This is a genomic window from Planobispora longispora, from assembly GCF_016863135.1.
Classification (GTDB): domain Bacteria; phylum Actinomycetota; class Actinomycetes; order Streptosporangiales; family Streptosporangiaceae; genus Planobispora; species Planobispora longispora.
Genome location: NZ_BOOH01000062.1, coordinates 25,847 through 47,348, shown reverse-complemented (window position 1 = coordinate 47,348; position 21,502 = coordinate 25,847). Strand labels below are relative to the sequence as shown.

18 protein-coding genes are annotated in these 21,502 nt (G+C 71.7%); 7 read left to right on the top strand and 11 right to left on the bottom strand.

The annotated features are described in order from the left end of the window. Position 1: 1 nt before the first annotated feature. On the bottom strand, positions 2-658 hold the full coding sequence (locus Plo01_RS35040) for a class I SAM-dependent methyltransferase (protein ID WP_239317683.1): 657 nt from the start codon (positions 656-658) through the stop codon (positions 2-4). Positions 659-761: 103 nt separating this feature from the next. Here Plo01_RS35040 and Plo01_RS35035 point away from each other — a divergent pair, with 103 nt between their 5' ends. The 3 genes from Plo01_RS35035 to Plo01_RS35025 are packed head-to-tail and all read left to right on the top strand — an operon-like array spanning position 762 to position 2,557. Beyond that, positions 762-1,226, top strand: a complete 465-nt coding sequence (locus Plo01_RS35035) for a pyridoxamine 5'-phosphate oxidase family protein (RefSeq protein ID WP_203895064.1) — start codon at positions 762-764, stop codon at positions 1,224-1,226. Positions 1,227-1,263: 37 nt separating this feature from the next. Continuing rightward, positions 1,264-1,455 (top strand): ferredoxin, encoded by a 192-nt coding sequence (locus Plo01_RS35030; protein WP_203895063.1) that lies wholly within the window; start codon positions 1,264-1,266, stop codon positions 1,453-1,455. A gap of 16 nt (positions 1,456-1,471) precedes the next feature. Continuing rightward, positions 1,472-2,557 carry an alcohol dehydrogenase catalytic domain-containing protein gene (locus Plo01_RS35025; protein WP_203895062.1) on the top strand — a complete coding sequence of 362 codons (1,086 nt, stop codon included), beginning with the start codon at positions 1,472-1,474 and terminating at the stop codon, positions 2,555-2,557. Between the two features lie 63 nt (positions 2,558-2,620). On the opposite strand, the gene Plo01_RS35020 is transcribed toward Plo01_RS35025, so the two are convergent. Next, the gene (locus Plo01_RS35020) at positions 2,621-3,616 is read right to left on the bottom strand and encodes an AraC-like ligand-binding domain-containing protein (RefSeq protein ID WP_203895061.1); all 996 of its coding nucleotides are present in this window, start codon (positions 3,614-3,616) and stop codon (positions 2,621-2,623) included. 292 nt (positions 3,617-3,908) lie between these two features. Between Plo01_RS35020 and Plo01_RS35015 the strand changes: the two genes are divergently transcribed. After that, complete coding sequence (locus Plo01_RS35015) at positions 3,909-4,763, top strand: dioxygenase family protein (RefSeq protein ID WP_239317680.1); 855 nt, start codon at positions 3,909-3,911, stop codon at positions 4,761-4,763. Between the two features lie 190 nt (positions 4,764-4,953). Here Plo01_RS35015 and Plo01_RS35010 read toward each other — a convergent pair whose 3' ends face one another. The 6 genes from Plo01_RS35010 to Plo01_RS34985 all read right to left on the bottom strand — a co-directional run bounded on the left by Plo01_RS35010 (position 4,954) and on the right by Plo01_RS34985 (position 12,017). Beyond that, on the bottom strand, positions 4,954-5,961 hold the full coding sequence (locus Plo01_RS35010; protein WP_203895060.1) for a sugar phosphate isomerase/epimerase family protein: 1,008 nt from the start codon (positions 5,959-5,961) through the stop codon (positions 4,954-4,956). 37 nt (positions 5,962-5,998) lie between these two features. Next, the gene (locus Plo01_RS35005) at positions 5,999-7,168 is read right to left on the bottom strand and encodes a Gfo/Idh/MocA family protein (RefSeq protein ID WP_239317678.1); all 1,170 of its coding nucleotides are present in this window, start codon (positions 7,166-7,168) and stop codon (positions 5,999-6,001) included. Beyond that, the gene (locus Plo01_RS35000) at positions 7,165-8,232 is read right to left on the bottom strand and encodes a substrate-binding domain-containing protein (protein WP_203895059.1); all 1,068 of its coding nucleotides are present in this window, start codon (positions 8,230-8,232) and stop codon (positions 7,165-7,167) included. Before Plo01_RS35000 ends, Plo01_RS35005 begins: the two co-directional genes overlap by 4 nt. A gap of 16 nt (positions 8,233-8,248) precedes the next feature. Continuing rightward, the gene (locus tag Plo01_RS34995; RefSeq protein ID WP_239317676.1) at positions 8,249-9,367 is read right to left on the bottom strand and encodes an ABC transporter permease; all 1,119 of its coding nucleotides are present in this window, start codon (positions 9,365-9,367) and stop codon (positions 8,249-8,251) included. Next, positions 9,364-10,872 (bottom strand): sugar ABC transporter ATP-binding protein, encoded by a 1,509-nt coding sequence (locus tag Plo01_RS34990; protein ID WP_239317674.1) that lies wholly within the window; start codon positions 10,870-10,872, stop codon positions 9,364-9,366. Before Plo01_RS34990 ends, Plo01_RS34995 begins: the two co-directional genes overlap by 4 nt. Before the next feature lie 248 nt (positions 10,873-11,120). Next, positions 11,121-12,017 (bottom strand): SDR family oxidoreductase, encoded by an 897-nt coding sequence (locus Plo01_RS34985; protein WP_203895058.1) that lies wholly within the window; start codon positions 12,015-12,017, stop codon positions 11,121-11,123. Between the two features lie 272 nt (positions 12,018-12,289). Here Plo01_RS34985 and Plo01_RS34980 point away from each other — a divergent pair, with 272 nt between their 5' ends. Further along, positions 12,290-13,348 (top strand): NAD(P)H-dependent amine dehydrogenase family protein, encoded by a 1,059-nt coding sequence (locus Plo01_RS34980; RefSeq protein ID WP_203895057.1) that lies wholly within the window; start codon positions 12,290-12,292, stop codon positions 13,346-13,348. Between the two features lie 21 nt (positions 13,349-13,369). Here Plo01_RS34980 and Plo01_RS34975 read toward each other — a convergent pair whose 3' ends face one another. Together Plo01_RS34975 and Plo01_RS34970 are read right to left on the bottom strand one after the other, a co-directional pair. Then, on the bottom strand, positions 13,370-14,605 hold the full coding sequence (locus Plo01_RS34975; RefSeq protein WP_203895056.1) for a GAF domain-containing sensor histidine kinase: 1,236 nt from the start codon (positions 14,603-14,605) through the stop codon (positions 13,370-13,372). A 278-nt stretch (positions 14,606-14,883) separates the two neighbouring features. Continuing rightward, positions 14,884-15,936, bottom strand: coding sequence for an MBL fold metallo-hydrolase (locus Plo01_RS34970; protein ID WP_239317672.1), 1,053 nt, complete (start codon positions 15,934-15,936; stop codon positions 14,884-14,886). A 122-nt stretch (positions 15,937-16,058) separates the two neighbouring features. On the opposite strand from Plo01_RS34970, the gene Plo01_RS34965 reads away from it, so the two are divergent. Further along, on the top strand, positions 16,059-16,955 hold the full coding sequence (locus tag Plo01_RS34965; protein WP_203895055.1) for a glutathione S-transferase family protein: 897 nt from the start codon (positions 16,059-16,061) through the stop codon (positions 16,953-16,955). A gap of 6 nt (positions 16,956-16,961) precedes the next feature. Here Plo01_RS34965 and Plo01_RS34960 read toward each other — a convergent pair whose 3' ends face one another. Next, on the bottom strand, positions 16,962-18,644 hold the full coding sequence (locus tag Plo01_RS34960; RefSeq protein ID WP_203895054.1) for an ATP-binding protein: 1,683 nt from the start codon (positions 18,642-18,644) through the stop codon (positions 16,962-16,964). 271 nt (positions 18,645-18,915) lie between these two features. Here Plo01_RS34960 and Plo01_RS34955 point away from each other — a divergent pair, with 271 nt between their 5' ends. Further along, positions 18,916-21,456: a glycoside hydrolase family 9 protein gene (locus tag Plo01_RS34955; RefSeq protein WP_373871754.1), complete on the top strand. Its 2,541-nt coding sequence runs from the start codon at positions 18,916-18,918 to the stop codon at positions 21,454-21,456. Positions 21,457-21,502: the final 46 nt, after the last annotated feature.

Here is a 21,502-nt window from a genome sequence, read left to right as displayed (position 1 = left end):
CTCAGCCGATGCCGGGGCCGACGCGCTCCAGCACCCGGAGCGAGCCCTCCTGCCGGACCTCCTTGAACGCCCCTGAGGCGAGGACCCGCTGGTAGACCCGGTACGGCGCCTGCCCGCCCGCGGCCGGATCGGGGTAGATGTCGTGGAAGACCAGCGCGCCACCGATCATGACGTGCGGGGCCCAGCCCTCGTAGTCGGCGGTCACCGGCTCCTCCGAGTGGCCGCCGTCGATGAACAGCATCGCCAGCGGGGTGTTCCAGAGCCCCGCGACCCGCTCGGACCTGCCGACGATCGCGATGACCTCCTCCTCCAGCCCTGCGGAGGCGATCGTGGCGCGGAAGGTGGGCAGCGAGTCCATCTTGCCGAAGCGCGGGTCCACCAGGGTGGGGTCGTGGTGCGCCCAGCCCGGCTGGATCTCCTCCGAGCCCCGGTGGTGGTCCACGGTGAGGACGACGGAGCCCGCCTGGCGGGCGCCCGCGCCGAGATAGACCGCGGACTTGCCGCAGTAGGTGCCGATCTCGCAGATCGGTCCGAGCGGGCCGTACGCGACCGCGGTCTCGAACAGGGCGAGGCCCTCGGCGTGCGGCATGAACCCCTTGGCGCGCTGCGCGGCGCCCAGCAAGTCGGGGGGCATCGGGGGCGGGGCGGTGTCGCTCATCGAAGCAGGGTACACAGACCAGGCGAAAGGGCGAAGCGCACAACCAGAACGACATTCCGTTGGGCTCTTGCCCACCTCCATGGAACGTGTTCTACTTTGCACCGTGAACCAGCGCGCCCGCATCGTGATGTCCGACGACGAGGTCACCGCCTTCATCGCCGAGGCACGCAAGCTCCAGCTCGGCACGATCAACCCGGACGGCACACCGCACCTGGTGACCATGTTCTACGGGCTGACCGCCGGCCAGATCTCCTTCTGGACCTACGGCAAGGCCCAGAAGACGCGGAACATCGAGCGGGACGCCCGGGTGAGCTGCCTGATCGAGGCCGGAGACGAGTACTCCGACCTGCGCGGAGTCCTGGTGTACGGCGTGGCCCGCAGGATCGACGACCCCGAGGGCATCCTCGACGTCGGCATGAACGTGGCCAGACGGATGGCCGGGATGCCGGAGGCCGAGGAGCTCCTGACGGAGTACGTCGCCTACACCGGCCGCAAGCGTGTCGCCTTCGTGGTGGAGCCCACCCGGGTGATCTCCTGGGATCACCGTAAGCTCGCCGGCGCGGTATAGCACGGTCGAGCGGCACAGCCCGGTTGAGGAGGCTCCCATGAAGGTCAAAGTCGACTATCTGGTCTGCGAGGCCAACGCGGTCTGCACAGGACTCGCTCCGGAGGTCTTCGAGCTCGACGACGACGACCAGCTGCACCTGCTGCTGCCTGAGCCGCCGCCGGAGATGACGGACCGCGTCCGGCACGCCGTGCGGTCCTGCCCCAAAGCCGCCCTCTCCCTAGAGGAGTAACAGGAGGGATCCCCCCATGCGTGGTGCGCTTCTGCATGCCGTCGGTGACGACAAGCTCGACATCCGCGATGATTTCACCCTTGCCCCCATGGGCCCCACGGACGTCCGGATCAAGGTCAGGGCGACCGGCGTCTGTCACTCCGACCTGTCGGTGATCAGCGGCGTGCTGCCCATGCCGCTCCCGGTCATCCCCGGCCACGAGGGCGCGGGCGAGGTCGTCGAGGTCGGGGACCACGTGACCGGTCTCCAGCCCGGTGACCACGTCATCGTCAACTGGACCCCGGCCTGCGGCACCTGCCCGAACTGCCTGGTCGGCCAGCCGTTCCTGTGCATGACCTACGTCATGGACAGCTTCGTCAACGCCCGCTTCCGCTACGGCGGCGACACCCCCGCCTTCGGCATGGCCGGGTGCGGCACCTGGTCCGAGGAGATCATCGTGCCCTGGCAGGGCGCGATCAAGGTCGATCCGGAGGTGCCGTTCGAGGCGGCGGCGCTGATCGGCTGCGGCATCACCACCGGCGTCGGCGCGGCGCTCAACACCGCCAAGGTGCGCGCGGGCTCGACCGTGGCCGTGGTCGGCGCCGGCGGCATCGGCCTGTCGATCATCCAGGGTGCCCGGATCTCCGGAGCGACCACGATCCTGGCGATCGACCCGCTGGAGTCCAAGCACGAACTGGCCAAGAAGGTCGGCGCCACCCACGCGATCACGCCCGACCAGCTCCCGGACGCGCTCGGCACGCTGACCGGCGGCCAGGGCTTCGACTACGGCTTCGAGGCCGTCGGCAAGTCCGCCGCCATCATGACCGCCTGGCAGGCGACCCGGCGCGGCGGCGACGTGGTCGTCGTGGGCGCGGGCGCGATGGACGACACCGTACCGCTGACCGCGTTCAACCTGCTCTTCGAGGGCAAGAACATCCTCAGCTCGCTGTACGGCGGGTCCGACGTCCGCCGGGACTTCCCGTTCTTCGCCGGGCTCTACAAGGCGGGCAAGCTCGACCTGGAGAGCATGATCAGCGCACGGATCAAGCTCACCGACCTCAACGACGCCGTGGCGGCGCTGCGGGGCGGCGAGGTCCTGCGCCAGGTCGTCGTCCTGGACTGACCGGGCACCGGCCTGACGGGGGCGCGGCCGCGAGGCCGGCCGCGCCCCCGTCAGGCCCGGCGATCACCCGGCGCGCCCCCCGTACGCCCGGCACTCACCCGGCGCGACCTCGCACTCCCGGCGGTCGGCCCGGTAGTCGCGCGGCGCGACCCCGTACGCCCGGCGGAACGCCCGGCTGAAGGAGGTCGGGTCGGAGAACCCCCAGCGCGCGGCGATCACGCTCACCCGGTCCGCCCGAGGGTCCCCCGACACCAGCTCGCGGCGGCAGTGATCCAGGCGGCGTGCCCGTACGTGCGCGGCCACCGTGGTGCCCGCCGCCTGGAAGATCCGGTGGAGCTGGCGCACCGAGACGTGGTGGGCCCGGGCGACGGCCTCCGGGGACAGGCCGGGCCGGTGCAGGTTCCGCTCGATCCACTCCGTGATCCGCTCGAACAGCTCCGCGTGCGCGCCTCCCGCCGGGGGCGCGCCGTCCAGGCGCTCCCGTATCGCGCCGGTCACCACGTTCACCAGGGCCTCCCCCACGTGCACGCCGTACGGCCCCTCCGCCGCCTCACCGTCGGCGGCCAGCGCGGTCAGGAACGACACGGTCAGCCGTCCCGGCCCGTTCCGGCTGGCCAGCAGCGTGCCGGACAGGCTCGCCACGTGGGCCGGGGACAGCGGGATCGCCGACCGGGGAATGGTCAGCGCCAGCAGGTGGTGGGCCTCGAGCGCGAACCGGACCGGCCGGGCCAGGTCGTAGAGAACCAGGTCGCCGGGGCCGACCACGACGTGCCTGCCCGCCTGCTCGACCACTCCCGAGCCGCGCAGCAGCAGGGAGAGCTTGTAGTGGTCAGGGCCGCCCGGCAGGACGTGCCGTCCGGCGCGGCTGACCACGTGGGCGACGGCGCGCACGTCGCTCATCTGGACCGGGCCGAACGTGTGGCCGACGATCCGGCCGTCGAACCCCTCCCGGGCCTCGGCCTGCAGTTCCAGCGGGCCGAACGCCTGGGACACGGTGTGCCGCCAGAACGCGGCCCGGTCCTCGACCGGCCGGTCGGCGGTGCTGACGAACATGGGCATGGCCGTCTCCTCGGCATGTGACGGCCCCAGCCTCCTCCCCGCTCCGGCCGGGCGGAAATCCCATCACCGTTCCAGCACCGTGTTATGCCCGCCGCGCCCACCCCGCCGCGCCCACCCCGCCGCACTCGCTCCCCGGCGCCGCCCACGGCGGACAGCCTGGCGCTCTCCGCCGGCAGCCTGGCGCGCACAGTCAGATCTCCGGCCGGGGGCGTGGATATACACGTCAGGACGGAACGGGCCGTGCCCACCCCCCAGCACGGCCGGCCGCCGCTGTCCGAAGGAGAGCACACTCATGTCCGAGAACCCTCACGTGACCGGAGATATGACGGCCGGAGACAAGGCGACCGGCGAGGAGTCCGGTCTCAGCCGCAAGCAGTTCATCACCGCGGTCGGCGTGGGCGCCCTGACCGTCCCGGCCGTGGTGGGGGCCGCCGCGGCCACCGCGGGCGCCGCCTCGGCCCCGCCGGAGAACGAGCTGCTGGCCTGCACCCCCGGCAGGACGACCATCGCGCAGACGGAGGGGCCGTACTTCAAGCCCAACTCTCCCCAGCGCGACGACCTCACCCCGGGGACGTCCGGCACCCGCCTGGTCGTCACCGGCCACGTCTTCAACCGCGCCTGCCAGCCCCTCGCGCGGGTGCTGCTGGACTTCTGGCAGGCCGACACGATGGGCGCCTACGACAACGCCGGCTACCGGCTCCGCGGCCACCTGTACACCGACGCCAACGGCGTCTACCGGCTGACCACCGTCGTCCCGGGCCTCTACCCGGGCCGGACCCGGCACATCCACGTCAAGCTCCAGGCCCCGGGCCAGCCGCAGATCCTGACCACGCAGCTCTACTTCCCGGGCGAGCCGCGCAACAACACCGACACGATCTACGATCCGTCGCTGCTGATGAACGTGCGGACGGTCGGCTCCGGGCGGGAGGCGACGTTCGACTTCGTGCTCAACGTCGCCGGCACGGGCTCGCCGTCCCCGAGCCCGACCGTGACGCCCACGGGCGGCGGCACCTGGCGGGTCGGGACCTACTACGCGGCCGGGGTCCAGGTCACCTACGGCGGCGCGACCTACCGGTGCCTGCAGGCGCACACGGCCATGGCGGGCTGGGAACCGCCGAACGTCCCGGCCCTGTGGCAGCGCGTCTGACCCGCCGGTCCGCCGCCCGTGCAGCACCGGCCCGCCGCCGCCCGCACACGCATCGGACGGCGGCGGGCCGGCGCCCCTCGCCGCCCGCATGCGCGCCGGTCGGCGGCGAGGCCGGGACCCGCCGTCCGGCCCGTGCGCCGGACGGCGGGTCCCGGTGTCCCCCGCCGGGGGTCTCGAGGCCGGTGGGCGGTCACTCCCCGCCGAACGCGGCGTCGAAAGCTGCGGCCGGCGGCGTGATGGCGTTCAACCGCCTGACGAACCCCAGCGCCTCCGGGGCTCCGTCGAGGCGGTCCATGCCCGCGTCCTCCCACTCGATGGAGATCGGGCCGTCGTAGCCGATGGAGTTCAGCGCTCGGAAGCAGTCCTCCCACGGCACGTCGCCGTGCCCCGTCGAGACGAAGTCCCAGCCGCGCCGCATGTCCGCCCAGGGCAGGTGGGAGGCGAGCCGCCCCCGTCGCCCGTCTCCGCACCTGACCTTGGCGTCCTTGCAGTCCACGTGGTAGATCCGGTCGGCGAAGTCGAGGATGAACCCGACCGGGTCGAGGTCCTGCCAGACCATGTGGGAGGGGTCCCAGTTCAGGCCGAACGCCTCCCTGCGCCCGATCGCCTCCAGCGTCCGCGCCGTCGTGTGGTAGTCGTAGGCGATCTCGCTCGGGTGCACCTCGTGCGCGAACTTGACGCCCACCTCGTCGAACACGTCGAGGATCGGGTTCCACCGGTCGGCGAAGTCCCGGTAGCCCGCCTCGATCATCGACGCGGGAACCGGCGGGAACATCGCGACCGTGTGCCAGATCGACGACCCGGTGAAGCCCACGACCGTGCGCACGCCGAGCTTCGCCGCGGCCCGCGCGGTGTCCTTCATCTCCTCGGCCGCGGCCCGCCGCACCTCCTCCGGATCGCCCGATCCCCAGATCCGCGCGGGCAGGATCGCCTTGTGCCGCTCGTCGATCGGGTGGTCGCAGACCGCCTGCCCGACGAGGTGGTTGGAGATCGTCCACACCTTCAGGTTGTGCTTGGCCAGCACCTCCAGCTTCCGCTCCACGTAGGAGTCGTCGGCCAGGGCCTTGTCCACCTCGAAGTGGTCGCCCCAGCAGGCGATCTCCAGGCCGTCGTAGCCCCACTCGGCGGCCAGCCGGCAGACCTCCTCGAACGGGAGGTCTGCCCACTGGCCGGTGAACAACGTGACCGGCCTGCTCATCTCGCCACCGCCTTCATCACCTCAGCGCACCGTCCCATCACTCCACCGCCGTCCAGCGGCTCTCGCCGGCCGCGCTCGCCTCGACCGCCGCCAGGACCCGCTGCACCCGCAGGCCGTCGGCGAAGGACGGCTCCGGGTCGGTCCCGGCGGCCACCGCCTGCAGGAAGTCCTTCACCTCGTGGGCGAAGGTGTGCTCGTAGCCCAGCCCGTGTCCCGGCGGCCACCAGGCCCCCGCGTACGGGTGGTCCGGCTCGGTGACCACGATCCGCCGGAAACCCGCCTCGGCCCCGGCGAGCGTCTGGTCGTGGAACCACAGCTCGTTCATCGCCTCGAAGTCGAAGGCCAGGCTCCCCCTGGAGCCGTTGACCTCGATCCGCAGCGCGTTCTTGCGCCCGGAGGCGAACCGGGTGGCCTCGAAGGAGGCCAGCGCCCCGCCTTCCAGCCGCCCGATGAACAGCGCGGCGTCGTCGACGTCCACCGTCCCCCTCGCCCCGGTACGGCTCCCGCCCGCGAGCCCCTCCGACCCCTCCGCCAGGGGGCGCTCCTTGACGAACGTCTCGGTGAGGCCCGAGACGCCCGTCAGGTTCTGCCCGGTGACGAACTGGGCGGTGTCGATGATGTGCGCCCCGATGTCGCCCAGCGCGCCCGAGCCCGCGTGCTCCTTCTGGAGCCGCCAGACCAGCGGGAACTCCGGGTCCACGATCCAGTCCTGGAGGTACTGCGCCCGCACGTGGCGCAGTTCGCCCAGCCGCCCCTCGGCCACCAGCCGCCGGGCGAGCGCCACCGCCGGGACCCGGCGGTAGTTGAAGGCGACCATGGACCGCACGCCCCGCGCCGCCGCCTCGCGCGCCGCCGCGGCCATCGCCTCGGCCTCGGCGACGGTGTTGGCCAGCGGCTTCTCGCACAGCACGTGCTTGCCGGCGGCCAGCGCGGCGATCGCGATCTCGGCGTGCGAGTCGCCGGGCGTGCAGATGTCCACGATCTGCACGTCGTCCCGCTTGATGAGCTGCTTCCAGTCGGTCTCGGTCGCGGCCCAGCCGAGCGCTTCGGCGGCGGCCGCCGTACGTTCCGGCGAGCGCCCGCACAGCACCGCCATGGACGGCACGACGGGCAGGTCGAAGAACGCGGCGACGCTCCGCCAGGCCTGGGAGTGCGCGCGTCCCATGAACGCGTGCCCGACCATGCCCACCCCGATGACCGGCTTCACGACTCGAACCCCAGCGGCATGTACTGGGCGACGTTCTCCTTGGTGATGGTCTCCGAGGCCAGTGTGATCGACTGCGGCACCTGGTTCTCCACCAGGTCGCTCATGCCCTTGCCCTGCGCGATCAGCCGGGCGAGTTTGATCGCCGAGGAGGCCATCGTCGGGCTGTAGGTCACGGTGGCCTCCAGCACGCTGTTGCCGGACTGGATCTCGCGCATCGCGTTGGCCGAGCCCGCCCCGCCGACCATGAAGAACTCGTTCCGGCTCGCCTCCTTGATCGCGGCCAGCACGCCGACGCCCTGGTCGTCGTCGTGGTTCCAGAGCGCGTCGATCTTCTTGTGCGCCTGGAGCAGGTTGGTGGCCACCTCGTTGCCGCTCTGCACGGTGAACTGGGCGCCCTGCTGGGCCGTCACGCTGAAGCCGTAGGTCTTCAGCGCGTCGGCGAAGCCCTTGCTCCGGTCCTGGGTGAGCGGGAGCGTCGCGATGCCCTGGATCTCCACGATCACCGGGTTCGCCACGCCCTTGTCCTTGAGTTTCTTGCCGACGTAGTGCCCTGCTGCCACTCCCATGCCGTAGTTGTCCCCGCCGATCCAGGTCCGGTAGGAGAGCTTGTCGGGGAAGATCCGGTCGAGGTTGACCACGGGGATGCCCGCGTCGGTGGCCTGACGGGCGATCTGGTTGAGCTGCTGGCCGTCGTTGGGCAGGAGCACCAGCACCGAGACCTTGGCGGCGATCAGCGACTCGACCGCCGAGATCTGCGCGTTGATGTCGTTGGTCGGCTCGACCGGCTTGAACTCCACGTCGCTGTACTGCCCGGCGGCGGCCTGGGCGTTCTTGGCGATCGCGGCGATCCAGCCGTGGTCGGCCGCCGGCGCGGAGAAGCCGATGACGACCTGCTTGCCCGGCTGGTCGTTGTCGGTGCCGCCGGCCGGGGTGCCCGCGGGCTGGGACCCGGCGGGGCTGGGCTGGGCGGCGGGCTCGTTGCTCGTGCAGGCGGTGGCCAGGGCTCCCGCCCCGATGACCGCCCCGCCGACGAGGAACCCCCGCCGGGCGAGTGGGTTGGACATGACCGTGCTCCTTGTCTCACGTCCGGGATTCGAGGCCGCGCCGCTGGAGCAGCACCGCCACGACGATGATCAGCCCCTTGGCGATCAGCTGGTCGCTGGTGTTGAGGCCGTTGAGGATGAAGAGGTTGGTGATCAGAGTGAAGATCAGCAGGCCGAGGATCGAGCCCATGATCGTGCCGCGCCCGCCGGCGAGGAGCGTGCCGCCGATGATGACGGCGGCGATCGCGTCCAGCTCGTAGAGCTGCCCGTGGGTGGAGGAGCCGGTGGTGGTCCTGGCCATGATGAGCACGGCCGCGATGCCGCAGCACAGCCCGGACAGCGCGTACAGCAGCACGGTGTGCCGCCGCACGTCGATGCCGGCCAGGCGGGCCGCCTCCGGGTTGCCGCCGACCGCGTAGGTGCGGCGGCCGAAGGTGGTCCGGTTGAGCAGGACCCAGCCCGCGGCCACCACCAGGGCGAAGACGAACACCAGCAGGGGCAGCCCGAGCACCCGGGTGGTGGACAGCTCCACGATCATCTGGTTGTCCTGCTGCACCAGCTGGGTCTTCCGGTCGGACATCCGCTCGGCCAGGCCGCGCGCGGCGACGAACATGGCCAGCGTGGCGATGAACGGCACCATCCGCCCGTAGGAGATCAGCAGGCCGTTGACCAGGCCCGCCCCGGCGCCGACCAGGACCGCGCAGACGATCATCACGAACGGCCCGTACGACTGCGTGGCCAGCGTGGTGGCCCAGACCGAGGCCAGCGCCATGATCGAGCCGACGGACAGGTCGATGCCGCCACCGATGATCACGAATGTCATGCCGACGGTGATCACGCCGATGGTGGCGGCCAGCGACAGGATGCTGACCAGATTGGAGGCGGTGGCGAAGTTCTCCGGCCGGGTCACCAGGCCGACGACCACCAGCAGCGCCAGCGCCGCCAGCAGGCCGAGGTGCCGGGCCTCCCCGAGCCGGGCCAGCGGCCCCGGCCGCGCGACGGGCTTGCGGGCCTGCGCCTCGACCCGCGCGTGCTCGTCGGCGGGCGGCGCCTTCTCAGCCTCCGGCGCGTTCCCGGGCGACGGCGCGTTCTCGGCCTGCGGCGCCTTCTCGGCCTGCGGCGCCTTCTCGGCCTGCGGACCGCGGGACTCGGTCACAGCGCGCTCCCTTCCATGATCATGTCGAGGACCCGGCCTTCGTCCAGGTCGCGGGCGTCGGCCCGGTGGATGATCCGGCCCTCGCGGACCACCAGCACCCGGTCGGCGAGGCCGAGGACCTCGGGCACCTCGCTGGAGACCAGCAGCACGCCGATCCCCTCGTCGGCGAGCTTCCGGATGACGGCGTACAGCTCCGCCCGGGCGCCGACGTCCACGCCGCGGGTGGGCTCGTCCAGCAGGAGCAGCCTCCGCGTGCCGACCAGCCACCGGGCCAGCACCGCCTTCTGCTGGTTGCCGCCCGACAGGGTCCTGATCGGCCGGTCCGGATCGCCGGGCCGGATGTCGAGGGTCTCGATCAGATCCCGCGCCCGCGCCCCCTCGCCGCGGCGGTCGATCCAGCCGAGCCGGGAGTAGCCGCCGAGCCCGGCCAGCGTGATGTTGTGGGCCACGCTCTGGTCCAGCAGCAGCGCCTGGGCCTTGCGCTCCTCCGGGGCCAGGCCCATGCCGAGCCGGACGGTGGTCGCGGTGCCGCCGCGCCGTACCGGGCGGCCTTCCAGGATGACGGCGCCCGAGGCCCTGCGCGCGCCGTACACCGCCTCGATGATCTCCGAGCGTCCCGAGCCGACCAGCCCGGCCAGGCCGACGATCTCGCCCGCCCCGACCGTGAAGGAGACGTCGGCGAAGACCCCCGGCACGGTCAGCCCCTCCACCCGCAGCACCTCGGGCCCGGACTCTCGGCGGGGGCGGCGCGGCGGGAAGACGTACTCGACGTTGCGGCCGGTCATCAGGGAGACGATCTCCGAGGTGGGCGTGCTCTTCGCCGGGAGGCCCACGGCGGCGGCCCGGCCGTCCTTCAGCACGGTGACCCGGTCGCCGATCTCGCGGATCTCCTCCAGCCGGTGGGAGATGTAGACGACCGCGACCCCCTCGGCGGTCAGCTCCCGCACGATCCGGAAGAGGTTGGCGACCTCGTCGTGGGCCAGGGCCGCCGACGGCTCGTCCATGATGATCAGGCGGGTGTCGTGGGAGAGGGCCCTGGCCATGCTGACGACCTGCTTGGCGGCCGGCGAGAGGCGGCCGACCTCGACGGACGGGCGGATCTCGGGGTGCCCGAGCCGGGCGAGCAGCTCGCGGGTGGCCCGGTTGGCCTCGGCGGAGCGGACGAAGCCGAACCTGGCCCGCTCGTGGCCCAGGAAGATGTTCTCGGCCACGCTCAGCCCGTCGACCAGGTCGAGCTCCTGGTAGATCGTGGAGATGCCCTGCCGGATCGCGGCGGTCGGGCTGGCCAGGCGCACCTCGTCGCCGTCGAAGACGATGGCGCCCTCGTCGGGCTGGTGCGCCCCCGACAGGATCTTGATGAGCGTGGACTTCCCCGCGCCGTTCTGGCCGAGCAGGCAGTGCACCTCCCCGCGCCGGACCTCCAGGTCGACCCCGTCGAGGGCGCGGACGCCGGGGAACTGCTTCACGATCCCCCGCATGAGCAGAAGGGGGGCGTCTGCGGACACGGGACCTCCGTCTCGCACCGTCCAGGTTTGGAGCTGGTGATGCAGAAGCTAATCCCGTTCCGGCGGCTTGTGAAGACCCTTTGGCCGTAATCCGACAGACTTTCGCTGATTTCTGCAAAAGTCCTGGCCGCAGGGGAGCCATGAAAGAAGCCCCCCGCCGCGGTGCGGCGAGGGGCTCCGGGGGTTGCGGGCCGGGCGGGCCCGGTACGGCGAGAGCTGCGGTCTACGACCGGGACTGCGATTTCCGGCTAGAGCATGGCCTTCATGGAGGCGCCCGCCTGCTGCCCGATGGTGGTCGGGGTCAGGTAGGGCTGCTCGGCCATGATGGCCTCCCAGTTGTCCCTGATGTCCTCGACCGTGTGGTCGTCCTGCCTCCAGCCGGGGCCCTCCGCCACGAACACCCGGGCGATCCGGCCGCCGCCGACGCTGAAGACCTCGCCGCTGGTCTCGCACGACTCGTGCGCCAGGAACGTCACCAGGGTGCTGACCCGCTCGGCGGTGAACTTGGCCTCGAACTCGGCCGGGAGCAGCGCCTCGGTCATCCGGGTCCAGGCGATCGGGGCGATGGCGTTGGCCTTGATGCCCGCCCGGGCGCCCTCGATGGCGAGGGTCTTGGTCAGGCCGACCAGGCCCATCTTGGCGGTGGAGTAGTTGGCCTGGCCGAAGTTGCCGAACAGGCCGGCCGGCGAGGAGGTGTTGACGATCCGGCCGTACCCCTGCTCCTTGAGGTAGGGGAAGGCCGCGTGGCTGACCAGGAACGAACCCCGGACGTGGACGGCGAGGACCGCGTCGAACTCCTCGACCGTCATCTTGCCGAACGACTTGTCGCGCAGGATGCCCGCGTTGTTGACGACGATGTCCACCCGGCCGAAGCCGTCGACCGCGGCCTGCACGACCGCCTTGGCGCCCTCGGGGGTGGCGACGTTGTCGGCGTTGGCGACCGCCTCGCCGCCGTTCTTGGTGATCAGCTCTACCACCTCGGCGGCGGGGCCGGCGGAGGCCCCGGTGCCGTCCAGGGCGCCGCCGAGGTCGTTGACGACCACCTTGGCGCCACGCTCGGCCAGCGACAGCGCGTGCGCCCGGCCGAGACCGTGCCCGGCGCCGGTGACGACCGCGACCTTGCCGTCGAACCGCAGCTCTGACATCAGCGACCCCTCCCAGGAGAATTCACGAGAATAAAGTTCTAGTCCTGCTGAAGGATAACGCGCCCGCCCCCGCGAGGCCATGACCGGGCCCCCGCGGCGGGAGACGGGAGAAGCGCGACGGAAACAGGATGCGCAGGGAGAGCGGGAGGTCGCGGATAGTGTCCTCCATATAGCTTTCTGCTAAAATTTCTGCTCCGCACCTGGCGTGGGTCGAAGACGACACACATCCCGGCCCGGCCCCCGCCCACAGCTTCCGGGCTGGAGGCCCCCGCATGCCCTCTTCGCCGCCCCTCCGCGTGGTTCAGTGGGCCACGGGCGCCGTCGGCAGATCCTCGCTCCGCGCTCTGATCACCCGCCCCGAGTTCGAGCTCGCCGGCGTGCTCGTCTACGACCCGGCCAAGGTGGGCAAGGACGCCGGCGAGATCGTCGGACTGCCCGACACCGGAGTCGCCTGCACCGACGACGTCGAGCGGATCCTCGCCCTGGACGCCGACTGCGTGCTGCACATGTCCCTGCCCGCCTCCTACTTCGGGAACGACCACGCCAGCGACGTCGAGACGATCTGCGCCCTGCTCGCCTCGGGCAAGAACGTGATCACCACCACCGGGTTCGTCTACCCCCGGTGCTACGGCCCCGGCGTGATGGAACGCCTGGAGGCCGCCTGCCGCGCGGGCGGCACGTCCCTGCACGGCACCGGCATCAACCCCGGGTTCATCAGCGACCTGCTCCCCCTGGCGCTCACCGGCCTGTCCAGCCGGATCGACCACATCTACGTCCGCGAGACCTCCGACTTCCGCGGCCACCCGTCCCGGCAGATCGTCGTCGACCTGTACGGCTTCACCCGCTCGGCCAAGGACTACGCGACCGCGGTGCGCCCGTTCCGGGCCTTCCAGCGCGCGCTCTTCGCCGAGAGCGTGCAGTTCGTGGCCGACGTCCTCGGCGTCACGCTCGACGAGGTGGAGGAGAGCGACGAGTTCGAGACCTCCTCGGAGGAGTTCGAGATCGCCGCCGGCACGGTCCGCCCCGGGACCGTGTGCGCGTCCCGCTGGACGTTCTCCGGCCTGGTCCGGGGCCGTCCCTTCATGACCGTGGAGTGCGTCTACAAGGCCGACGCCACCCGGGTCCGGCGCTGGACGGCCCCCGGCTCCGCCATCCACATCGAGGGGGTTCCCGAGATCATGGTCAGCGTCGAGGAGATCTCCCACGGTCTGTCCGGCGCCGCCTCCCACGCCGTCAACGCCATCGCCGCCGTCTGCGCCGCTCCGCCCGGCGTCCGCACCCTCCTCGACCTCCCCCTCGCCACCGGCCGCGGCACCGTCCGCCTGGCCTGAGCCGGAACCGGGGGGGCGCGTTCAGCGGACGGTTCCCCTCCGGGCGGGGCCCGGATCCCGGTCCGGGTTCGGGAAGGAGAGCCGCACGCAGGTCCCCTCGCCCGGCTCGCTCTCCAGCCGCACGGCGCCCCCGTGCAACTTGACGATCTTTTCGGCGATGGCCAGCCCCACCCCGGTGCCCGCGACGGCCTGCTCCTCCATCTCCGAGGCACGGTAGAAGTCCTCCAGGACGTGGGGCAGGTCCCGGGCCTCGATGCCCGTCCCCGTGTCGCGGATCTCCACCACGGGCTCCGGCTCGGCGGCGACCCTGACATCGATCACACCACCGGACGGGGTGAACTTGATCGCGTTGTCCAGCACGTGCCGCAGCGCGATCCCGAGGTACCCGGCGTCGCCCCGGACCTCCACCCCCGGCGACGCGTTCAGGCGCACGGCGTGCTCCTTCTGCTCCGCCCGTTCGGCGACCTCGCCCACCACCCGGCGGACGACCTCGGAGAGGTCGATCCGCTCCGGAGCGAAGGCGGCGGTCCCGGCGTTGAGGCTGGCCAGCAGGAGCAGCTCGTCCAGCAGCACCATCAGACGCTCGTTGTTGCGCTCCATCACCGCCAGGAACCGGCGCTCGGTCTCCTCGTCGAGCCCGCCCTCCTGCAGGAGCTGCAGGGCGCTGCGGATCGAGGTCATCGGGGTGCGCAGCTCGTGGTTGATGCTGGTCAGGAACTGCTCCTTGAGCCTTTCCAGCTCGCGCAGGCGCGGGATGGCCCGGCCGGTGCGGCGGGCGTGGTGGTGGAGCTCCAGCAGCGTGGTGACGCTGCGGGCGAGGGCGAACAGGGTCGCGCGCTGGTCGGAGGTCAACCGGCGCGGGCGGTGGTCCAGCACGCACACGGTGCCCAGGGCGTGCCCGCGGCTGCTGAGCAGCGGCACGCCCGCGTAGTAGCGGACGTACGGCTCGCCCGCGGCCACGGCCTCGTCGCGGTAGCGCTCGTCGGCGAGGATGTCGTGGATCTCCAGCAGGTCGCTTCCGCAGACGGTGTACTTGCAGTATCCGCTCTCACGGTCGGCGCTGGTCCAGGTGACGCCCGCCCGGCCGCGGAAGTGCTGGTGGGTGGCGTCGATCAGGTTGACCAGCGCGATCGGGACGTCGCAGAGGTGCGCGGCCAGCAGCGCGATGGCCTCGAAGTCGGGTTCCACCGGGAGCTCAAGCGCTTCCAGCTCCTCCAGATCGTGCAGCCGCTCCGCCTCGTCGGAGGGTATCGGCATCCCCGCCATCGCGCCTCCCCTCGTTCTCCCGGCGCTCGTCCGGCGCCGGGACCCCCGACCGGCGTCAGCGGGCGTGCTCCCCACGACATGCCAGCTCAGGGACAGGGTATGCCAGAGGGCTCCCGTTCTCCGGCGCGTCCCCCGGTGTGTCCGCGAGGCGGCGGGAGAGCCCTCGAGGATCACACCGGGAACCGTGTCACGCCCGGCAGCGCCTCACGCCGGGAACCGTGTCACGCCGGGCGCCGCCCCGCACCGGCTGCGCCGTCCCGGTCACCGGGTCAGGCCGGGTACCAGAGGTCGGGCTCGCCGGGGACGCGGCGCAGGCGGTCACGGGCCTCCAGCCAGACCAGGTGGGCCAGGGTCTCGTTGTTGGCCGCCCGGCGCATGAACGACGGGATCGTCTCCCAGGGACGCGACCACGTCAGCCCGGTCGCGGTGTCCCAGCAGGTGATCCCGCCGGCCGCGGCGACCGCCGCCTCGATCTCGGCCAGCCGCTCCTCGTGGTGGGCCATCACGTGGTCCACCCGCTCGGCCAGCTCCAGGAACCGGTACTCGTGCGCGGGCAGCACCTCCTCCACGTCGAACTTCCGCACCGCCGCCAGCGCGTCGAGGTAGTCGGCCAGCGGGTTGGGCGCGGACTGCGGGTGCACCGCCACGATCGGAGTGATCTTCGCGAGCACGTGGTCGCCGGAGAACAGCAGCCGCCGCTCCCGCTCGACGAAGCAGAGGTGACCCGGGGAGTGTCCGGGCGTCCAGATCGCCTGGAGGTCCCAGCCGGGCAGGCCGAGGCGGTCGCCGTCCTCGATCAGCCGGTCGGGCTTGGCCATGGTCACGTAGTGCCGGATCATCATCGAGGCCCCGGCCAGCTCGTCCAGCGTCGCCTGCGGCACGCCCGACCGCAACAGCAGCGTGCGCTCCTGCGCCACCAGGGTGTCCACCGCGTCGTCGTCGTAGCGGTCGCGCAGCAGGCGGGAGTCCGCCGGGTGCAGTCCGATCCAGGCTCCGGACACCTCGCGGATCCGCCCGGCGAGCCCGTAGTGGTCGGGGTGGATGTGGGTGACCAGGACCGCCTTGACGTCGGTCATCTCGAATCCGGCGACCTTCAGGCCGGCGGCCAGCGCGTCGTACGCCTCGTCGGTGTTCCAGCCGGCGTCGACGATCGCCACCCCGTCGGGCAGTTCGAGGGCGTAGACCAGCACGTAGCGCAGCGGGATGGCGGGCAGCGGCACCGGGATCGACCACAGTCCCGGCCGGACCCGTTCCACCTCCGGGAACCCTCCGCTCCGCCACGCCTCTCGCTGCGCCTCGCTGGCCGGCGTCACCACACTCATCCCCGATCTCCCTTCGACGCCCCCGATTCTGCCCCCTGCACCGAATTATGTTCTACTCGGGGGCGCCGTACGGCCCCCGCACGGGACGGCGGGATCGCAGCCGGGCGTCGTACGGTGAGGCCATGAAGCTGGGAAACGAGATCGCGGGCGACGGGCGCTTCGTCCGCCAGCCCAACCGGTTCACCGCCCGGATCGAGGAGGGCGGCGAGCACCCGCCCGAGCCGGGCCGCTATCAGCTCTACGCCTCCTACGCCTGCCCGTGGGCCCAGCGCTCGCTCATCGTCCGCGAGCTGCTCGGGCTCCAGGACGTGATCGGCGTGACGATCGTGGACCCGATCAGGGACGAGAAGGGCTGGCGGATCCCCGGCGGCGACCCGGTCACCGGCGTCGAGTACCTCTCGGAGCTCTACCACGCGACCGAGGCGGGCTTCCAGGGCCGCTACACCGTGCCCTGCGTCTGGGACCGCACCGCCGGGCGCCTGGCCACCAACGACTACTTCCAGATCACGCTCACCATGGAGACCGCCTTCGCCCCCTGGCACGCCGAGGGCGCCCCCGACCTCTATCCCGCCGCGCTCCGCGAGGAGATCGACGCGCTGAACGACGTGATCTACCACGGGCTCAACAACGGCGTCTACAAGGCCGGCTTCGCCACCTCGCAGGAGGCCTACGACGAGGCGGTCGTCAAGGTCTTCGAGACGCTCGGCACGCTGGAGGAGCGGCTCGCCACCCGGACCTACCTGCACGGTGACGCGCTCACCGAGAGCGACGTCAGGATCTACACCACCCTCGCCCGGTTCGACGCGGTCTACCACTCGCACTTCAAGTGCGCGATCCGCCGCCTGGTCGACTATCCGGCGCTGTGGGCCTACGCCCGCCGCCTCCACGCGATCCCCGCCTTCCGCGACACCACCGACTTCGACCAGATCAAGCGGCACTACTTCATCACCCAGACGAACATCAACCCGACGCGGATCGTCCCGAAGGGCCCGGAGATCGACTGGACCGCCGCTTCCTGAACCGGCTCACCCCTCGCGAGGGGCGGTCGTGTCCGGGACGGGCAGGGTGAGGGTGAAGGTCGAACCCTCGCCCGGGACGCTGACGGCGGTGACGGCGCCGCCGTGGGCCTCGGCGATGGCCTTGGCGATGGTCAGCCCCAGCCCGATGCCCTGGACCGCTCCGTCCCGGCTGGAGCGGGTACGGGCGAACCGGTCGAACACGTACGGCAGTTCCTCGGGGGCGATGCCGGCGCCCCGGTCGACGACCTCGATCGACGTGCTCGTCCCGGAACCGAAGGCGCGCGCGACGATCGGCGCTCCGGTCGCGGAGAACTTGGCCGCGTTCGACACCATCGCGCTCACCGCCTGCACCAGCAGGCGGCGGTCGGCGTGGACGCGGGGGACGCCGGGGTCGACGTGAACCTGGACCGGATGCGACCCGCACGAGGTCTCGGCGGCGGTCGCCCGGACCGCGTCCTGAAGGATCTCGCCCATCGTCACCGGGGCGGGGTCGAGGGCGAGCCGGTCGGCGGTGATGGTGCTGACCGCCAGCAGGTCCTCGATCAGCTTCTGCAGCCGCATCGCGTTGTGGCTCATGGTGCCCACCATCCGGTCGCGCTCGTCGGCGGACAGCTCGTCGTTCTCGGCGAGGATCTCCAGGTATCCGACGATGGTGGTCAGCGGGGTGCGCAGTTCGTGGCTGACGGTGGAGACGAAGTCGTCCTGCGCCCGGCTCAGCTCCTCCAGCCGGGCGACGGTGACCTGTTTCTGGACGTGGGCCTCCCTCAGCGCCCGTTCGGCCTGGTGGCGGTCGGTGACGTCGTGGACGAAGGCGTTGAACGTCCAGGCGCCGCCGTTGCGGTTGGCCCAGACGACCAGCTCGACGGGGAACTCGCTGCCGTCCGCGCGCAGCGCGGTCAGCTCCAGGCGCCGCCCCAGCACCCGCGACCGCCCGGTGGCCAGGAACCGGTCCCGGCCCGCCTGGTCGGCCTCCCGGTAGCGGGGCGGCACGATCATCTGGTTCATCAGCCGCCCGACGGCCTGCTCGCGCGGGAGCCCGAACATGCGCTCGGCTCCGGCGTTCCACCCGATGACGCGCCCTTCGGCGTCGATGGCCACGAACGCCTCCACCGAGGTCTCGATGAGCCGTTCCATCCGGCGCCGGGTGCGCTCCATCTCCCGCTGGGCGCGCCACCGGTCGACCAGCTGGCCCAGTTGCCGGCCGAGGGCGGCCATCGCCCGCACCAGGGAGGCGTCCGGCTCTCCCTCCTCACGCGAGAAGAACTCCAGCACGCCGGCCACACCGTCGGCGGTCACGACCGGGAGCGCCAGCACCGCCCCGACGCCCAGGTCCGCGCCCCGCCGGGCACGCGCGAAGGCCGGATCGCGGCCGGCGTCCCGCGACCACAGCGGGCGGCCGGCCTCCGCCGCCCGGCCGACGAGGTCCGCTCCGAAGGGGATCGCGGTCAGGGCGGTCGCCTCGCGCAGGGCCGGGAACTCCTCGGCCTCTCCCGCCCAGATCCCCGACGAGACGAACCGGCCGCCGGCGTCCTCCGGCACGTAGAGGTGGCCGACCGGCCAGCCGATCGTCTCGCACACCGCCTCCAGCGCCGCCCGGGCCGCGAATTCCGGATCGTCGCTCGCGGCGACCGTCGCCGAGACGCGGTCGAGGAGCTCCACCAGCGCCGCTTCCCATTCCGCGCCCAGCATCGGCCGCCTCCCCTTTCCGTCTTGACTCTCTCTGCCCGCTGGCCGGGAACGGCAGCCAAGGGCCGGGTCCGCTGTCGGCAATGAACAGGAGAAAAGAGGAGACCGGCAGGCGGGTGCGTGAAAGTTTCATCCGACAAATCGGACACCGGGCCGGTCGGCCCCCGCGCTCGGCGACCGGCCCGTTGACGGGGGACGGCGCGCTGGGAACAATCGACGAATCCTCTCAGTGGGAGCGCTCCCACGCGGTCGTGTCACCCCGAAGGAATCCCCCGTGATCAGACCCCCCACCTGGCTCACCCTGACCGTGGCCACCGCCGTCTCCGCCGGCGTGGTCATGCTGACCCCCTCCTCGGCCGCCGCCGACGGCCCCGAGCAGATCGTCAACGGCACCTTCGACACCGGTACGGCTCCCTGGTGGAGCACCGCCAACACCACCCTGGAAGTCGCCGAAGGACGGCTCTGCGCCGACATCCCCGGCGGCACCGCCAACCCCTGGGACGTCATCGTCGGCCAGAACGACATCGCCCTGGTCAAGGACGAGACCTACGAGTTCTCCTTCTTCGGCGTCGCGAACCCCGGCCGGGTCGTCAAGGCGCTGATCCAGCTCCCGGTGGATCCCTGGACCCAGTTCCTCGCCGTCAACCCCGAGCTGAGCGTGTCCGGCAACGATTACTCGTACACCTTCACCTCTCCCGTGGACCTGCCGAACGCCCAGGTGGCCTTCCAGGTCGGCGGGAGCGCGACTCCCTGGAGGTTCTGCGTGGACAACGTCTCCCTCAAGGGGGGCGCCGATCCCGACGTCTACGTCCCCGACACCGGCCCCCGCGTCCGGGTGAACATGGTCGGCTACCTGCCGACCGGCCCGAAGAACGCCACCGTGGTCACCGAGAAGACCGAGCCCGTGGCCTGGAAGCTGGAGCGCGACGGGCGGACCGTCGCCGAGGGCGAGACCGTCCCGCGCGGCGTGGACGCCAGCTCCGGCCAGAACGTGCACACGATCGACTTCGGCTCGGTCAAGACCCCCGGGACCGGGTACACGCTCACCGCCGACGGCGAGACCAGCCGTCCCTTCGACATCGGCGCCGACCTCTACGACGAGCTCAGGACCGACGCGCTGAAGTTCTACTACACCCAGCGCAGCGGCATCGAGATCCTCGACAGCCTGCGCCCCGGGTACGGCAGGCCCGCCGGGCACGCCGGGATCGCGCCCAACCAGGGTGACGTCGAGGTGCCCTGCCAGCCCGGCGTCTGCGACTACACGCTCAACGTCAAGGGCGGCTGGTACGACGCGGGCGACCACGGCAAGTACGTCGTCAACGGCGGCATCTCCGTCCATCAGATCATGTCCACCTTCGAGCGCGTCAAGGCCGACGGCACGCACAAAGACGGGGAGCTGAACATCCCCGAGAGCGGCAACGGCGTGCCCGACATCCTCGACGAGGCCCGCTGGGAGCAGGAGTTCCTGCTGAGCATGCAGGTCCCCGACGGCAAGCCGCACGCCGGGATGGCCCACCACAAGATCCATGACGCCGCGTGGACCGGCCTGCCGCTCATGCCGCACCTCGACCCGCAGAAGCGCGAGCTGCACCCGCCGTCCACCGCCGCCACCCTCAACCTGGCCGCCACCGCCGCCCAGGCGGCCCGGCTGTTCGCGCCGTACGACCCCGAGTTCGCCAAGCGGAACCTGGCCGCGGCCAGGAAGGCGTGGGCGGCGGCCGAGGCCGACCCGGCGCGCTACGCCGACCCGGCCGACGGCGTCGGCGGCGGCGCCTACCCCGACGGCGACGTGACCGACGAGTTCTACTGGGCCGCCGCCGAGCTCTACATCACCACCGGCGAGAAGGAGTTCAGGGACTACGTCCTGGCCTCCCCGCACCACACCGCCGACATCTGGCGCGAGCGGGGCTTCGACTGGGGCAACACCGCCCAGCTCGGCCGGATCCAGCTCGCCACCGTACCCAACGCCCTGCCCGACCGGGCCCGGGTGCGGCAGTCCGTGCTGGAGGGCGCGGACAAGTACCTGGCGATCCAGAAGGCCCACGCGTACGGCCTGCCGTACAACCCGCCGGACTTCGACTGGGGCTCCAACAACCTGATCCTGAACAACATGGTCGTGATGGCGGTGGCCCACGACATCAGCGGCCGGGCCGAGTACCGCGACGGCGTGCTGGAGGGCATGGACTACATCCTCGGCCGCAACGCGCTCAACCAGTCCTACGTGACCGGCTACGGCGAGGTGGCGTCCAAGAACCAGCACAGCCGCTGGTACGCCCGCCAGCTCGACCCGTCCCTGCCGAACCCGCCGAGGGGCACCCTGTCCGGCGGCCCCAACTCCGCCATCCAGGACCCGGTGGCCCAGGCCAAGCTCCGCGGCTGCAAGCCCCAGTTCTGCTACATCGACGACATCGAGTCGTGGTCCACCAACGAGCTGACCATCAACTGGAACTCCCCGCTGTCCTGGATCGCGTCCTTCCTCGCCGACCCCGCGCCGGCGGACGACTGCAAGATCACCTACACCAACCACGGCCAGTGGCCTGACGGGTTCAACACCCAGGTCACCATCACCAACACCGGGAAGAAGGCCGTCGAGGGCTGGACGCTGAAGTGGGCCTTCCTCGGCGGGCAGAAGGTGCGCCGGCACTGGAACACCGAGCTGTCCCAGGACGGCGCGACCGTCACCGCGAAGAACCTGCGCTGGAACCGCGTCATCGAGCCCGGTGAATCGGTCACCTTCGGCTTCCTCGGGGCCGACTCCTCCGGCCCCAACCCCAAGCCGGAGCGCTTCCTCCTCAACGGCGCCCTCTGCCGCTGAGCCCGTGACGGCGCACCCCGCCGTCACCCCCCCGACCAGGGCGGCC

Excerpts from the sequence above, each read along its gene's own strand:
- Plo01_RS35040 (WP_239317683.1), bottom strand. The coding sequence starts at position 658 with ATGAGCGACACCGCCCCGCCCCCGATGCCCCCCGACTTGCTGGGCGCC.
- Plo01_RS35010 (WP_203895060.1), bottom strand. The coding sequence starts at position 5,961 with ATGAGCAGGCCGGTCACGTTGTTCACCGGCCAGTGGGCAGACCTCCCG.
- Plo01_RS34970 (WP_239317672.1), bottom strand. The coding sequence starts at position 15,936 with ATGAGTGTGGTGACGCCGGCCAGCGAGGCGCAGCGAGAGGCGTGGCGG.
- Plo01_RS34965 (WP_203895055.1), top strand. The coding sequence starts at position 16,059 with ATGAAGCTGGGAAACGAGATCGCGGGCGACGGGCGCTTCGTCCGCCAG.
- Plo01_RS34985 (WP_203895058.1), bottom strand. The coding sequence starts at position 12,017 with ATGTCAGAGCTGCGGTTCGACGGCAAGGTCGCGGTCGTCACCGGCGCC.
- Plo01_RS34960 (WP_203895054.1), bottom strand. The coding sequence starts at position 18,644 with ATGCTGGGCGCGGAATGGGAAGCGGCGCTGGTGGAGCTCCTCGACCGC.
- Plo01_RS34975 (WP_203895056.1), bottom strand. The coding sequence starts at position 14,605 with ATGCCGATACCCTCCGACGAGGCGGAGCGGCTGCACGATCTGGAGGAG.
- Plo01_RS35030 (WP_203895063.1), top strand. The coding sequence starts at position 1,264 with ATGAAGGTCAAAGTCGACTATCTGGTCTGCGAGGCCAACGCGGTCTGC.
- Plo01_RS35025 (WP_203895062.1), top strand. The coding sequence starts at position 1,472 with ATGCGTGGTGCGCTTCTGCATGCCGTCGGTGACGACAAGCTCGACATC.
- Plo01_RS35015 (WP_239317680.1), top strand. The coding sequence starts at position 3,909 with ATGTCCGAGAACCCTCACGTGACCGGAGATATGACGGCCGGAGACAAG.
- Plo01_RS35000 (WP_203895059.1), bottom strand. The coding sequence starts at position 8,232 with ATGTCCAACCCACTCGCCCGGCGGGGGTTCCTCGTCGGCGGGGCGGTC.
- Plo01_RS35020 (WP_203895061.1), bottom strand. The coding sequence starts at position 3,616 with ATGCCCATGTTCGTCAGCACCGCCGACCGGCCGGTCGAGGACCGGGCC.
- Plo01_RS34980 (WP_203895057.1), top strand. The coding sequence starts at position 12,290 with ATGCCCTCTTCGCCGCCCCTCCGCGTGGTTCAGTGGGCCACGGGCGCC.